Origin of the sequence: Alistipes sp. An116 (genome assembly GCF_002161005.1) — a bacterium.
Lineage (GTDB): Bacteria > Bacteroidota > Bacteroidia > Bacteroidales > Rikenellaceae > Alistipes > Alistipes megaguti.
The window spans coordinates 107,146-121,586 of sequence record NZ_NFLR01000005.1 but is presented as its reverse complement, the minus strand read 5'-3'; the positions used below and the strand labels follow the sequence as shown (position 1 = coordinate 121,586).

10 protein-coding genes are annotated in these 14,441 nt (G+C 58.6%); 3 read left to right on the top strand and 7 right to left on the bottom strand.

What is annotated here, in order from left to right:
* Positions 1-152 precede the first annotated feature (152 nt).
* The gene (locus B5E60_RS05095) at positions 153-1,079 is read left to right on the top strand and encodes a helix-turn-helix domain-containing protein (protein WP_162611595.1); all 927 of its coding nucleotides are present in this window, start codon (positions 153-155) and stop codon (positions 1,077-1,079) included.
* 308 nt (positions 1,080-1,387) lie between these two features.
* Here the strand turns inward: B5E60_RS05095 and B5E60_RS05090 are convergent, their stop codons facing one another.
* Genes B5E60_RS05090 through B5E60_RS05060 form a run of 7 tightly spaced genes read right to left on the bottom strand, consistent with a single transcriptional unit; the run spans position 1,388 to position 12,373 of the window.
* Positions 1,388-2,734 (bottom strand): MFS transporter, encoded by a 1,347-nt coding sequence (locus B5E60_RS05090; RefSeq protein WP_087309984.1) that lies wholly within the window; start codon positions 2,732-2,734, stop codon positions 1,388-1,390.
* A 13-nt stretch (positions 2,735-2,747) separates the two neighbouring features.
* Positions 2,748-3,671, bottom strand: coding sequence for a glycerophosphodiester phosphodiesterase family protein (locus tag B5E60_RS05085; RefSeq protein WP_087309982.1), 924 nt, complete (start codon positions 3,669-3,671; stop codon positions 2,748-2,750).
* 1 nt (position 3,672) lies between these two features.
* Positions 3,673-4,698, bottom strand: coding sequence for a hypothetical protein (locus tag B5E60_RS05080; protein WP_087309980.1), 1,026 nt, complete (start codon positions 4,696-4,698; stop codon positions 3,673-3,675).
* A gap of 5 nt (positions 4,699-4,703) precedes the next feature.
* Positions 4,704-5,606 (bottom strand): sugar phosphate isomerase/epimerase family protein, encoded by a 903-nt coding sequence (locus B5E60_RS05075; RefSeq protein WP_087309979.1) that lies wholly within the window; start codon positions 5,604-5,606, stop codon positions 4,704-4,706.
* Positions 5,606-7,552: an outer membrane protein assembly factor BamB family protein gene (locus B5E60_RS05070; protein ID WP_087309977.1), complete on the bottom strand. Its 1,947-nt coding sequence runs from the start codon at positions 7,550-7,552 to the stop codon at positions 5,606-5,608. The genes B5E60_RS05075 and B5E60_RS05070 overlap by 1 nt, the downstream gene beginning before the upstream one ends.
* A gap of 21 nt (positions 7,553-7,573) precedes the next feature.
* Positions 7,574-8,968, bottom strand: a complete 1,395-nt coding sequence (locus B5E60_RS05065; protein ID WP_087309975.1) for a RagB/SusD family nutrient uptake outer membrane protein — start codon at positions 8,966-8,968, stop codon at positions 7,574-7,576.
* A 12-nt stretch (positions 8,969-8,980) separates the two neighbouring features.
* The gene (locus B5E60_RS05060) at positions 8,981-12,373 is read right to left on the bottom strand and encodes a TonB-dependent receptor (protein ID WP_087309973.1); all 3,393 of its coding nucleotides are present in this window, start codon (positions 12,371-12,373) and stop codon (positions 8,981-8,983) included.
* 321 nt (positions 12,374-12,694) lie between these two features.
* Between B5E60_RS05060 and B5E60_RS05055 the strand changes: the two genes are divergently transcribed.
* A complete protein-coding gene (locus tag B5E60_RS05055; RefSeq protein ID WP_162611594.1) occupies positions 12,695-13,285 on the top strand; it encodes an RNA polymerase sigma factor in 591 nt (196 codons plus the stop codon).
* The gene (locus B5E60_RS05050) at positions 13,282-14,277 is read left to right on the top strand and encodes a FecR family protein (RefSeq protein WP_162611593.1); all 996 of its coding nucleotides are present in this window, start codon (positions 13,282-13,284) and stop codon (positions 14,275-14,277) included. The genes B5E60_RS05055 and B5E60_RS05050 overlap by 4 nt, the downstream gene beginning before the upstream one ends.
* Positions 14,278-14,441 lie beyond the last annotated feature (164 nt).

The window sequence follows — 14,441 nt, the reverse complement described above, 5'->3', positions numbered from 1 at the left end:
ATGACGACAAAGTTCCCGATTTTTCCGCGATGGGCTTTGTCTCATATTGTGGACCTGTTGTTCGAAAGGATAGCAAAACGTACTTTTAAAGGAGAAATGACCGCAATTTATTGTTTGAATCCGTATATTTACCGACGTAAAAGCAAATGACCATGGCTGAATTCCGGAACTTCAATGCGCTCAATCTGACGATAATCCCCTTCGACGAACACGACTGTATCTTCGAAGACCAGGTCTTTCTGGCCGGCGACCTCGACGACTCGGCTCCGAAGCGCGATCTGAACAACGATCCGACGATGCGCCCCTTTCTCACGTCACCATACCCTTTCAAGATTCAGTTCGCCATGATGCTCCTCTGCCTGGGTGGAAATATGCGTGTGAGGCTGAACCTCAACGAATACGAACTGCACCGCAACTCGTTGCAGATCATCACGCCGGGGGCCATCGGCCAATGCCTCGAGGTTTCGGACGACTGTCGGATTGCCTTCCTGGCCCTCTCGAACGATTACGTCATCCCGGAGGGAAACGCCGAAGGAGCGCTTATCGTGCGCAAGTTTCTGGCACGGCAGATACCGCTCGAACTCACCGACGCCCAAACGGCCGAGATCCTGGCCATCTGCCGTGTTCTGCGCGACAAACTCCGGCAGCCCGACTTCCGTTTCAAGCACGAGATTCTGAAAGGGTATCTGCAGGTGCTCTCCGGCGAGATCTGCCAGCTGATGGCACCTCTGGTCGAAGCACAGGAAGCCCGACAGAGTTCGCGCAAAAAGCTGATCTTCGACCGTTTCCTCGAGGAGCTGCGGCAGCACTACGCCACGCAGCGCAGCGTGCAGTTCTATGCCGACCGGCTGTGTCTGACCCCGAAATATCTCTCGCAGGTGGTTCATGCCGTCAGCGGGCGCCATGCCGGAGATTGGATCCGCGATTATGTGATTCTCGAGGCCAAAGCCCTATTGAAGAGCGGACAATATACGATCCAGCAAGTATCCGATATGCTGAATTTCGCCAACCAGTCCTTCTTCGGAGTCTACTTCAAAAAGGCCGTCGGCTGTTCGCCGACTGTCTACAAGGAGTCATAGAGTGACACGTCGTGCATCCGCGCGTAAGGATGCTTCCTGTAACGGTCACGGATTCTTTGCAACTGGCCCGGCAGCGGAAAATAATCCGACGACCCCGCAACCACCGATTTGTGAGAACCCCCATCGCGAGCGGCGATGGCGGGCAGAGGCCCCGGCCGGAATTTTTCTGAGCCAAAGCAGGCCGCATGACAGCCACACGAAAAAGAGCAGCAAGTGAGCAAAGAATTTTCATACGCTTTCCGTTTTATGCGAACGGGCGGGAAACCGCTTCCCGCCCGTTTGTAATTTCGCAATCCAATCGGACGGACTTATTTGGCTCGGGCCTTCCAGACGGCCAGTGTGCAGACCACCGAGAGGATGGCGGCCCCGATCCAGAACCACGTCACGACCGAGAAGTCGTATGCCGCTACATCGGCCACTCCCCCGCTCTTGCCCTGTTGAATCAGGATGCCGCTCAACAGATCCTGCACGGCGGCTCCCACGTAACTGGCGATTCCGACAACGCCGAGCGCCGCACCGGAGGCCTTTTTCGAGGCGATGTCGACGGCCATCAGTCCACCCAGGAAGCAGATCAACGCTCCGATGGCCAGGCCGAAGATCACCATGCTCGCGGCGTCGAGCCAGAAGCAGTCGCGCGGCCCGAGCAGGAAGAGACAAAGCCCGAGAATGTTCATCAATCCGAAGATCAACGCCGGGAGATTGCGCCGCCCGCCGAAGAAGCGGTCCGAAACCCACCCCGAGGCGATGGTTCCCACGATTCCGCAGACCGAGCTGATCGAGATCACCGAACTGGCTTCGAGATTCGTGTAGCCCTTGTCGGCCTCAAGAAAGAAGATACCCCAACTGTTCACCGCATAGCGCGAGATATACATGAAGGCACTGGCCAGCGCCAGCATCCAGATTGCCGGATTGCGCAAAACCTCCTTCTGATACTCGCCGACCGATTTGTCGTCGTCCGCTGCGGCCTCCTCCCGGGGTTGGTCCCCCTTGTAGACCGCCACGGGCGGCAGGCCGTTGCTTTGGGGCGTGTCGCGCATGAAGAGGACGACGATCAGGAATCCCAGAAGTCCCAATACACCGGCGCCGCGGAATCCCCACTGCCAGCCCAGCGAGGCGACGATCACGGCCGTCACGATGAAGGTGATCGCCTCGCCGATGTTGTGGCTCGAGGACCACAGCCCGTAGAAGGTTCCTCGTTCCTTGTTTCCGAACCAACGGGACAAGGCCACGACACACGGCGCCGCACCCATCGACTGCGCCCAGCCGTTCACGGCCCACAGCACGAGAAAGACCGCGAAGGAGGTCGTGAAACCCAACACGAGGTTGATCAGTGCCGTGACTAACAGTCCGGCCGCCAGGAAGCGGCGGATGTTGCTGCGGTCGGCCAGAAAGCCGTTCGTCAGCTTGCCGACGGCATAGGTGATGAACAACCCCGAGCCGATGATGCCCAGTTCCGTCTCGGAGAGGACCCCGGCATCGACGATCGGCTTCTTGATGACATTCAGGCTCAGCCGGCAGACGTAGTAGAGTCCGTACCCGAGCGTGGCGGAGAGGAAGACCGACCACCGCAACCGCGTATAGCGGCTGCGGATCGCCTCGGGGTCGGTCAAGGGTTCCGACGTCGGCGAGGGTGCAAAAAATCGCAGCAGATTCATGGCCTTCTCGGGATTATTCGTGCAACCCGCGCTGGCGGAGGTAGCTGAGCAGGTGTTCGGCGCGGTCGGTCTGGATGATCCGGGCCCCGAGCGTGTCGATCAGATAGCCGAATGCGGCATCGGGATCCTCGAGCGACAGATCGTCGTCATGACCGCCGCAAACAGTGTCCCACAACGTGTTGTACCAGATCAGCGCCTGTCCGCGCAGCGTGTCGCGCATCCGCAGCGGCATGGCCGTATCCTCAGCCTGCGCATAGAGCAGTTCGTAGGCTGCGGGCTTCAGGTCGGAGATATAATCCTGCATCAGTTCCGCGGCATTCTCGCTGTCAAGGTTCACAACCGGCATGTAGATCACCTCGTCGAGGTATTTCCCATACAGGGCAAGCACCTCATCGGCCGGTTTCGAGCCCTTCATGACGATCTGCCGCGTCGTTCCGGTCCGCTCCAGCACCGGCGCCACCAGGTCGAAATAGCGGTCGGCCTTGTCGAGATTCACCAGCACACGTCCCTTGGCGGCCAGCAACGCCTCTTCGAGTGTTGGAACCGTGTGTTTGGTCCGGATGCCGCAGCCGTTCTTGAGTTTCAGTGTACGGATCGAATCCAGCGTCCAGTCGGCAACGCGCCCCTTTCCGGTCGTCGTGCGGTTCAGCGTGGCGTCGTGCATGACAATCAGCACGCTGTCGCGCGTCAGTTGAAGATCCAGCTCCACCACATCGACACCCACGGCTATCGAGTGTTCGATGGCTGCGATGGAGTTTTCCGGAGCATAGCGCCAGTCGCCACGGTGCGCCACGACGAAAACCGCGGTCGTATCGCCCGCAAGAAGACGTGCCCGGAGCCCTTCGGCCCGGTTCTCCGGAGCAGCGCTCTGACGGGCCTCTCCGGAGCAGCCTGCCAGCACGACAAGTGCCAGCAGGCAGGCAAACACCCGCTTCATATCAGTTGAGTTTACCGTTTTTCCAAACCATTTTCTCACCCCAGAACGGCATGTGGGTCTCTTCGCAGTCAAGCTGCGCGGCTCGTGCAAGTCCCTGTTCAAGGGTCCAGCGCGAGGAGTCGGGATCCGTATGCGAAAGCTCCAGGATATGCGACAGCAGAACGTACTTCGGCGTGAAAAGTTTGCCGATGACGTTGTTCTCGGTCAGCTCGTTGGGGGCATAACGCGGGATATAAACGTCGATCTCCTCCGTCACGTTGAACTGATCGGCCGTGAAATTCGAGTCGCCGGAGTGCAGCAGCACGAAATGGCCGGTATCCTCGCCGCAGTCGATCTGAAAGACCGTCACGGGGACATTCGTCGAGCCGTTGTTGTGGTTCGTAATGAAGGTGTGGAGCACAAAGTTGCCAATCGTATAGTCGGCCGCCGTTGTCGAGGTATATGCGTATCCCGGTTCTTCGAGGTAGTTTGTCACGACAGGTTTCCCGGCTTCAAGCATCGCCTCGATCAGCGGCAGGCTCTTGTGGTCCTGATGAACGTGTGTCGAGGCATAAAAATCGAGGTACGGAGCCAGCTCGGCAGCCCGGCGGTGATAGATATCTACACCGAAGCAACCTGAAGGCGTCTGGATGACATAGCCCATGTTGTAGAGCATCCAGATATGGACCTCTCCTGCAGCCGGCTTCTCTTCGCGCAGACCGTTCAGCACCCGGTCGAAAGCTGCATTGTAGCACGCCAGAATATCTTCGTACTTGACGAGCGACGAGGCGAGCCAATCCGCGCCATTGAGAAAGCTCGAGAAGGTGGCTCCCGAACAGGCATCGGCGTAGCCCTGGATCGTCGCGAAGAGTTCGCGGCGGGTCGTGAGATCAGCATCGAGCGGCGAAGTCCGCCACAGCGTCTCCATCGTTTCAGGGGCCCGGCTGGGCTCCTGCTGCGGAACCGTCCAGTCGGGATCATCGTTCGAGCAGGCTGCAAATCCGGTCAACAGAGCTGCAGCACAAAGCATCTTGAAAGTATGTTTCATGGATTTTATCGGTTTATATTCATTTGTTGGAAATCATTATTCATGCGGTGGAAACTCTCCGCAACGGCTTGGGGCGTCGTGCGGCTGCCGTCACGACGAAACTTCTTCACCTCGTACATCAGCACACCGTCGTAGCCCGCCTTTTCGTGGAGATCCCGACGGAAAGCAGCCCAGTCGATTTGGCCCTCGTAAGGGAGCCAGTGGCACTCGTTCACAAAGTCGTAGTCGGAGATATGCACGGTCCGGATCCGACGGCCGGCCGCCTCGATGAAGTGCGGAATCGTCCCCTGCGTGTAGTGGTTCGTGTCGAAGCAGATCCCGACATCCGGCACCGCGTCAACGATACGCACCAGCTCCTCGGGCGTATTGCCCAGACAGGTGCGGGGCAGGTTCTCGATGCAGAGTTCCACGCCGCACTCGTCGGCAACTCTCTTCAACGTGCGAATCGACGCAATGGCATTTTCGAGCCGCTGTTCACGCAGGCTGTCGGCAATCGGCTCCGAGCTGGGGTGCAGCACCAGTCGCTGCGGCGCATAGAGTTCGCAACTCCAACGGATCATCTTCGCCTGAACCGCCACATTTTTCGCACGCAGCGAATCGTCGGGAACCGAGATGTCGAGCGTCCGCGAAAAGGGCAAATGCACCGACCAGACCCGCATGCCGGCACTGTCGAGGCGTTCCTTCATCTGCCGCATCCGCGGGAACTTTTCCTCATTGGGGACACCCCGGTAACATTGGTTAACGGCAACTTCAACCCACTGGATACCGTCGGTCAGGGCCTGGCGCAACTCCTCAACCGTGGGGATGGAGCCCCACAAGGCGGTGGAGGTCCCGACCTCGGAACGTTGAGCCGAGGCCGGAACTACCGCCGAAAGCTGAAGGGAGATGAAAAGGATCAAGCGTCTCATCACTTCAACGAATTGGTACCCTGGGTATTGCATCCACGCATCGGCCAGCCCTCCGTAGCAAGGCTGCAACCGATCTCATATGCAGCCACCGAGCCATTAAGGCCATAGTAGAGTCTGTTATCGGGGCCAATGCTGACGGGGCTCATCGTCTGGGCACCGATCGTCATCACCACGTTTCGGGCACCCGAAGCATCGAAGGAGAGCAGGTTGAACGGCGACGCATACTGTGAAATATAGGCCTTGCCATCGGCTCCAAGGGCAAATCCCGAATAGATGTAATTCTTGTCGGTCTGGTCGATCCATTTCTCGGAGCCGTTCCTGTCAACGGCATACAGATATCCGCTCTTCTCGCAGAAGCAGACCGTACCGTCACCATCAACCACCGGGTGGTAGCTGTCACCAGCCTGCGAAGCGAATTTCCACAGCGTCCGGCCCGTTGCCGTGTCAATGGCGGCACAACCTCCCTTGGACTTGAGCGTTGCGTAAAGAATCTGACCTCCGATGGCCAGCGAACCGCCTCGTTCAGTCACGGCATGAGCTTTGTCGCAGGTCCATTTGAGCGAACCACTCTCCGAATAGGCCCAAAGTCCCGTCGAGGTTCCGATATAGATTGTCCCGTCCCGGTCAACAACGACACCTCCAGCAACGCCACTCTGAGCAACAGACCACTTTTCAGCACCGGAAGAGGCATCCAAAGCAAACAGACGGCCGTCGTTGACCAGCGCATACACGATACCGTCCGAAGTAACGGCCGGGCAGGCCTGCACCTTGGCCCCGAGCGTCTTCTTCCACTTCAACGCTCCGGATGCCGAAACGGCATAGAACGAACCGTCGCTGTCCTCCGTTCCGAAATAGACCGTACCATCCGCACCAACAGCAGGTCCCGAGCCGTAAGTTGCGGCCGACGTCGCATATTCCCAACGAATCTGCCCCGTGATGGCATTGACGGCAAAGAGCTTCTTGTCGGTCTGCGAAAGCGTGTAGAGGGTTTGTCCGTCGGGAGCGAAGACAATGTTCGAGGACTTCTGATAACCCGTTCCGCTGACCGAACTCCAGGCATAGCCCTCAACCGTGATGCGAATCTCGGCCTGCCCGGTCGCTCCGCCTTTGTAGGTGACGGTCAGACGAACCGTATAGTTGCCCGGCTCGGGATAGCAATACGAAGCAATGGTCTCATCCGAGGTGTTTCCGTCGCCGAACTCCCAATGCACCGAAACAATCTCACCCTGCACAAAGTAGGCCGGATTGTATTCAAAGGTGCAGAGCTCGAAGCGCCGCAGCGTCGTCGAAGTAACCGTAATCGGGTCGATTTCACCCGGCGTAGCCGAGGCCTCGACCGATTCCGAATCGCCGTGGGCGTAGACGCACGTCAGCGTGAAGGTATAGGCCGTGCCGTTGGTCAGCCCTTCGATCAGTTTCGAGGTCTCCGACGAAGCAGCCTCCACGCTTTTCACCGGCTCGCCACCGGCCGACACATCGATCCGATACGAATATTCCAGCTGCGTATCGGGAGCCGTCCACGAAAGAAAGGCCCGCTTGTCTCCGGCCATGGCCTTGAAATTCGAGGCCGGCATGCGGGTCGACTTGGGGGTGCAGACGGCCGACACCTTCATGGCCAGCCCGCCGGCGTAACGCGACTGCACCGAAAAAGTATAGGCGCAATCGTTTACCAGCCCCTTGACGGTCAACCGACGGGTGTCGGGCGAAACGCTCTCGGCACCACCCGCCACCTCCGAGTCGTCGGCCGTCCAACTGACGTAATACTCCACGGGGGCGGGCTTCCCCTCCTGCGGGGTCCATTCAATCGTCGCCTCACCGTCGCCGGCCGTTGCCTTTACCGTCTCGACCTGGAAAAGCGAGAAGGAGGCCTCCGGCAAATTGTCATCGCTGCAGCCCGTACCCAGCGCGGCAACGGCTGCCAGCAATCCGAAAAGATATTTTTTCATGGTTGTTTTGCGGATTTGAGATTAATAACCGGGATTCTGCCACAGCAGCTGCGTGTTGTTGATCCGCTCCAGCTCGGTATTCGGAATCGGATAAAGCAGCTGATAACTCTGAATGGCATGTCCCTCCTTGGCCACGGCCTCGGCGGCATACCCCATGCGCACCAGATCGAACCACCGCTGCCCTTCGTAGGGGAACTCTTTTTGCCGCTCGAGGCAGACGGCGCGACGGAACGCATCCTGATCGGGCAGATCGGTGATATTCAGCGGATCGAGCCCGGCCCGGGTGTGGACGTCGTTGAGCGCCTTGAGCGCCGGCGAATCGGGGCTGCCGTCATATCCCACCTCGTTGAGCGCTTCGGCGTACATCAGCAGGGCGTCGGCATAGCGCAGCAGAATCTGGTCGTTGCCATACTGCGTGGTCGTGGCGTCGGGCGTATCGTAGAACTTGCGCATCAGACAGAGTTTCACCCCCTCGACCTGCACATATTCGAGCAGCGGCTTGCGGGCATCCTGCTCGTCGTAGAGCGCCTTCAGCACGGGACTCTGACCCGAGTTGTCCGTCAGGTTCGAGATCGAGAACCAGGCTCCGTGCCCCTCGCCGACCACCTCCTTGTTGAACCGTACGGCGAAGATCACCTCGTCGTTCATCTTGTTCGCAACGGAGAAGACATCGGCCACGTCATCGAGCAGCGTGTAGCGTCCGATGACATCCTCCAGCACGTCGGCTGCTTCCTGTGGGTGTCCGAACGTCAGATAGACCTTGGCCAGCAGCGTCCGGGCGGCACCGATCGTGGCGCGTCCCGTGTCGTCGGCTCCGTACGATGCCGGAAGCATCTCGTTGTCGACAATCTGTTTCAGATCACCGGCAATGAACTCATACATCTGCTCCTCCGAGCTGCGGCCGATCTTCAGTGCCTCACTGACCGAAACAACCGTACGGGTAGTGGGAACGCCGCCCCAAAGACGGTACATGTTGAAGTAGGTGTAGGCACGGATGAAGAGCGCCTCGGCCTTGTACTGCGCCTTGAGTGTCTCGTCAAAATCGGCTCCGTCGATGCGGTCCAGCACCATGTTGCAACGGTAAACGCCGTTGTTGAAGTTGGCCCAGGCATCCTCCAGAATACCGTTCGAGGGAGTCTCGCTGAACTGATCCAAATCGTAACGGTCCTGTGTGCCGGCCGTCGGAGCGTCCAGATAGAGGTTGTCGCTGCGGTACTCACAGAGTTCGGTATAGTAGCTTACCTGCCCCTGCAGCTTGGCATAACAGCCCTTGACCGCAATATCGAAATCATTCGCCGTCTTGAAGACATTGTCGACGGCCACCTCATAGTTGGGCGTGAGGTCGAAAAAGGCCTCTCCGCACGCCCCCAGACCAAGCAGAGCCGCCGCAGAAAACAGAATCTGTATCTTTTTCATCGTTCGTTCGTTTTAGAATGTGACATTCAGTCCGACCATGTAGGTCTTGGCCAAAGGATAGGTACCATAGTCCTCGCCGGGTGTCAGAGCACTGGTGCGGTTGCTTACCTCGGGGTTGTAGCCCGAATAATCGGTCCACGTCACGAGGTTCTGCGCCGAGACGTAGATGCGCAGCTTCTCGACATAGAACTTCCTGGTCCACTTCGCCGGAAGCGTGTAGCCCAGGGCGATGTTCTGCAGACGCAGGTAGCTGCCGTCCTCGACGTGCCAGGTCGACGTGCGGGTATTGTTGCCCGTCTGCTTGCGGTTGGCACGGTTCGTATTGCCGTCACCGATCTCCGTGGGGCTCTTCCAGCGGTTGAAGGCGACGGTCGTGCCGTTCGTGTTACCCTCCATATTGTCCAGGTAGCGACGGTTCAGGTTCAGAATCTCGTTGCCGTGAACGCCTTGGAACGCCACCGAAAAGTCGAGCCCCCGATAACCGAACGACCCGCCGAATCCGTAGGTGAAGTCCGGCATGTAGTTGCCGACGATCGTGCGGTCCTTCTCGAGGTCGATCTCCCCGTCACCGTCGACATCCACGAAGCGGAAGTCCCCCGGCTGCGCGGTCGAAACGTGCGGATAAGCCTTCAAATCCTCCTCGTTGCGGAAGATGCCGTCCTGAACGAGCAGGTAGTACGAACCGATCGGCTCGCCCACTTTCGTGATGTAGTAGGCGTGGTCGACGCTGCCCGACTGGATGATCGGCGTGTCGTTGGCACCGAGCGCCTTCACCTCGTTGGTATTCTTCGCCCAGTTGGCATTGAGCGAATAACTGATTCCGTTGGCATAGGAGTGCTGCGAGGTGGCCGAGAGTTCCCATCCGCGGTTGTTCACCTTGCCGATGTTCATCAGCGTCGTGCTGTAACCCGTCAGATGCGGAATCGGCACCTCGAGCAGCATGTCGGTCGTATTGGCATAGTAGTATTCGGCCGTCAGGTTGAAATAGCCGCCCAGGAGGCTCAGATCGGCACCGACGTTGAACATCGAGGTCTTCTCCCACGTCAGATCGGGATTCTCCACGTCCGAGGGTTTATAACCGCTTACGAGCGAGCCGCTGCCCGTACCGAGGATATAGTCGTCGCCGCTCATGGTAGCCAGATGGCGGTAGTTGCCGATCTGGAAGTTACCCGTCTGACCGTAGCTGGCGCGGATCTTCAGATCGCTGATCCACGACAGTGCCTCGGCATTCTGAAAGAAGGGCTCTCCCGAGATACGCCAGGCGGCCGACGCCGAGGGAAAGTAACCCCAGCGGTTGTTCTTGCCGAAGCGCGACGAACCGTCGGCACGGATGGCCGCCGAAAGCATGTACTTGCCCTTGTAGTTATACTGCACGCGGGCCAGATACGAAGCCAGCGACCACTGTTCGGTCTTCGAATCGCCATCGCTCACCGTTCCGCCGCCGATCGTCTGGTTCTGATCGTTGGGATAGTCTGTCGCCGTGACATTCAGCGTCTTGTAGGTCTCCTTCTGGGCCGACTGCACGAGGATAACGTTCAACGAGTGGTCGCCGAACGTGCGGTCGTAGGTCAGCTGGTTCTCGATGAGCCAGTTGAAGTAGAAGCCCGCCGAGGAGTAGCCCTCCGGATTGGACGGAGCATCGTAATAGGCCTTTCCGCGCAGGGGAAGTTCCGACGAGCGGTACTTGTTGTCGATCGCTCCGTAGAACGAACCGCCGAACGAGGTCTGGAACGAAAGCCCCTTGCAGATGTCATACCCGAGGAAGGCACGGCCGGTCATCGACATGCGGTCGATCACTTCGGACTGCAGCGTAGCCAGCGCCACGGGGTTCAGGATCTCGTTGTGCTGGTAGTCTGTACCAATACGCCAATAACCGTTACCCTGGAAGTTAAACGTACCATCCTCATTATAGATGGGCCAGATCGGGCACGATGTCAGCGCCGACTGCACGATGCCTCCGCTGTTGTAATCCCCCGAGGCATTTACCTTGTTCGACTTCGAATAGGAGGGCGAGAAATTCACGCCGTACTTGAAATTCTTGTACTTGCCGTCGAGGTTCATGCGGAAGGAGTAGCGCTCGAAGTCGGAGTTGATGATGACGCCCTCCTTGTAGTAATAGTTCCCCGAAATGAAATAGTTGACGTGCTTGCCTTTGCCCGAAATGGCAATGTTGTGGCTCGTGGTCGAGGCCGTGCGGAAGATGGCATCCTGCCAGTCGGTGTCGGTCAGGCCCGGTTCTCCGTTCAGATAGGGAACCAGCTCCACAGGGTAATTCATATACGATTCGGGGCGATCTCCGTTCGGAGCCGTGCCGCCAGGATACTGATCGAGATAGGCCGCATCGTGCGCCTCCTTCGAAACCTGGGCATACTGGTAGGCATTCATCAGGTCGATCTTTTTCGAAACCTGCTCGATGCCGTAGTAGCCGTCGTAGGTCACCTGGATGGTCTCCGATTTCCCCTTCTTGGTCGTGATGAGGATCACGCCGTTCGAACCGCGCGAACCGTAAATCGCGGCCGACGAGGCGTCCTTCAGCACCTCCATCGACTCGATGTCGTTCGTATTGAGGTTCGAGAGGCCGTTCTCCATCGGCACGCCGTCGACGATATACAACGGGTCGTTGCCGGCCGTGGCCGAGCTGATACCGCGCACGCGCACCATCACGTTGCCTTCGGGATCGCCGCCCGTCTGCATCACCTGCACACCGGGCATCTTGCCGGCCATCGACTGCCGGAAGTCGGTGATCGGACGGTTGGCGATATCCTCGGCCTTGATCGACGAGATGGCCGTCGAGACGTCGCGCTTCTTCACGGCACCGTAACCGATCACCACTACGTCGTCCAGCGTCGTGGCCTCCTCCCGGAGCTGGATATCGAACGACGTACGGCTGCCGACGGGAATCTCCTGCGTGTCGTAGCCGATGTACGATACGACCAGCACGTCGTCCGGCGTCACGTCCAGCGTAAAGCCGCCGTCGATACCCGTACTGGCACCTTTGGTCGTACCCTTCACCACAACTGTAGCACCGATAACCGGCTCGCCGGCTGCATCCTTCACCTGGCCCTTGACCGGCCGGGGCTGCTGCCGGGTGGCTTCGTTTTGCGGGTCGTTTTTGGCGACCAGATAGATTTTCTGATTGCGGATCTCATAGCCGATCCGGGTGCCGGCAAAGAGGCGGTCCAGCGCCGTTTCGAGCTTCGTGTCCGTCACGTCAAGCGACACGATCCGGTCGGGATCAACCGTCGGACGCGAGTGGTAGAACGCATAGCCGGTCTGCCGCGAAATCTCGTCCAGCACCTGCACCAGCTTTACCTGCCGGAGCCTGACAGTCACCTGCTGCGCCGAGACCGCGGTCACGGACGCCACCAGAAGAACTGCCGCCAATAGGAGTCTAAAAGGTTTCATCTCTGATTGATTGGTGATTAAAAATAGGAAGAATTGTTTACATCATATCATTCTTCGCCGCAAAGATGCACGGCGGCAATGACGGACGGGTGACATCGGCTTGAAGATCCGATGTGCCGCCTCTTCAAAAAGGAGCGAATGGTCAAATCATAGCGGTCGTAGTTTGGTCGGTTCATTCGTAGGACACACAACCCGACCGAAAAGTGTGAGTGCCGGGAATTTTTTTGCAAAAAAAAATCGCCGGACTACCTATTTTGCCACTCGTCAGGTGTCTTCGTTATGAAACGAATCCCTATCTTTGTATGACATTCAAGGATGAACATGGCTTCATGGATGGAAGATACGCAGGAGGATCTGGAGCTGCTCGGCCGTCTCCGGACTGGGGATCGCGCGGCATTCGAAGCCATCTACCGGCGTTATCACGCACGGCTCTATACGCTGGCATTGCGCTATCTGAAAAACCGCGCCGACGCCGACGATGCCCTGCAGCAGCTCTTCGTCAAGTTGTGGACCGCCCGCGAGGCACTCTTCATCACCCGCAATCTGCAGGGGTATCTGTACGGTATGCTGAAGCACCAGGTATTGAACCAGATCCGCAACAACGTCAGCGCCCTGCAGCACAACTACCGCATCGTGCAGAAACAGCCCCCGTACGACGATGAGCTCTACACCTGGGCCGAACGCAACTACCACAACGAACTGCTCGAACGGGCCATCGCAACACTGCCACCCCAACAGCGGGCCGTGGCCACGCTGCGACGCGAGGGATACTCCAATCAGGAGATTGCCGCCCGTCTGAACCTCTCGATCCACACGGTGAACACCCACTACCGCGAATGTCTGAAACGATTGAAGGAGCTCCTGGCCGGAGCCGCCAAACTGATGATTACCCTGTTAATTCTATTCCGATGAAACGACCCGATGAGATAACGCTGCGCCGTGTCCTGAACGAAAAGGCGACGCCCGACGAGGCGGCCGAAGTGGCCGCCTGGTTTGCCACCGACGAGGGGCAGAGTTGGCTCGCGGCGGAGTTCGACAACGACGCCCGACAGCTGGAGTCCGGCGCCATGGCTCCGCTGTCCGATATCCCCGGCGAGGAGCTGCTGCAACGCATCGAACGCATCCTCACCCGTGCCCGGCGGCGCCGGCTGCTCCTTCGCGTGGCGGCCATTCTGATTCCGTGCGCCCTGATTCTGGGGCTGTGGGCCAATCTGAACAGCCGACTGGGCGGGGCGCTCTTCTCGGCCAACGAACAGCAGACGGTCGCCGCAGCCGTCGGCGAGCGCAAGGAGGTGATCTTCCAGGACGGAACACGGATTTTCCTCAATGCCGGCTCGACGATCTCCTATCCCGAACGGTTCGGGCTCTCGGAACGCCGCGTGCAACTGGACGGCGAAGCCTACTTTGAGGTGGCACACAACCCCCAGCGTCCGTTTGTCGTCGAGACCTCGGACAATGCCTCCGTCCGGGTGCTGGGAACGGAGTTCGACGTCAAGGCCTATCGGTCGGACCCGACCATCTCGGTAGTGCTGATCCGGGGCAGCGTGGAGTTCGCCCGCGGGGTCTCGTCCTACCGGCTGGAGCCCTCCCAGCGGCTGGTCTACAACAAGCAGATGGGAACTAGCTCGATCGAGTCGCTGAGCAATGCCGACCAGACGATCCTCTGGAGCCGGAATACGATCTGCTTCCGCGACACGCCGATGCGGGAGGTCGTCCGGGAGCTGGAACGGTGGTACGACGTGCAGTTCGAAGTGGCCGATCCGGAGGTCTACGACTTTACCTTCAGCCTTCAGACCCCCAATCTTCCGCTGCGGGAGCTGCTCGACGAATTGGAGAATATTGCACCGATCCGCTGCTCAGTCAACCATAAAACAGTCGAAATTCATTCTGTGAAAATAGAATAGGTGTCTAATTGCGCGTACGACGTCTGCACCAACGAGTCTGTCGCTGCTGTTCCTCATAGGCCTGCGCATCTGTCCATTCCAGAACCGCGTCCAACGGATGGATGAACTGTCTCGGCCCATGTGACTCTCTTGAGGAAAATTGTGCTCGTTTAGAGGTATTCGGC

What these genes read in the sequence shown, in the direction of transcription:
- B5E60_RS05095 (WP_162611595.1), top strand. Translation starts at nt 153, where the DNA reads ATGGCTGAATTCCGGAACTTCAATGCGCTCAATCTGACGATAATCCCC.
- B5E60_RS05065 (WP_087309975.1), bottom strand. Translation starts at nt 8,968, where the DNA reads ATGAAAAAGATACAGATTCTGTTTTCTGCGGCGGCTCTGCTTGGTCTG.
- B5E60_RS05050 (WP_162611593.1), top strand. Translation starts at nt 13,282, where the DNA reads ATGAAACGACCCGATGAGATAACGCTGCGCCGTGTCCTGAACGAAAAG.
- B5E60_RS05070 (WP_087309977.1), bottom strand. Translation starts at nt 7,552, where the DNA reads ATGAAAAAATATCTTTTCGGATTGCTGGCAGCCGTTGCCGCGCTGGGT.
- B5E60_RS05085 (WP_087309982.1), bottom strand. Translation starts at nt 3,671, where the DNA reads ATGAAGCGGGTGTTTGCCTGCCTGCTGGCACTTGTCGTGCTGGCAGGC.
- B5E60_RS05090 (WP_087309984.1), bottom strand. Translation starts at nt 2,734, where the DNA reads ATGAATCTGCTGCGATTTTTTGCACCCTCGCCGACGTCGGAACCCTTG.
- B5E60_RS05055 (WP_162611594.1), top strand. Translation starts at nt 12,695, where the DNA reads ATGGCTTCATGGATGGAAGATACGCAGGAGGATCTGGAGCTGCTCGGC.
- B5E60_RS05080 (WP_087309980.1), bottom strand. Translation starts at nt 4,698, where the DNA reads ATGAAACATACTTTCAAGATGCTTTGTGCTGCAGCTCTGTTGACCGGA.
- B5E60_RS05075 (WP_087309979.1), bottom strand. Translation starts at nt 5,606, where the DNA reads ATGAGACGCTTGATCCTTTTCATCTCCCTTCAGCTTTCGGCGGTAGTT.
- B5E60_RS05060 (WP_087309973.1), bottom strand. Translation starts at nt 12,373, where the DNA reads ATGAAACCTTTTAGACTCCTATTGGCGGCAGTTCTTCTGGTGGCGTCC.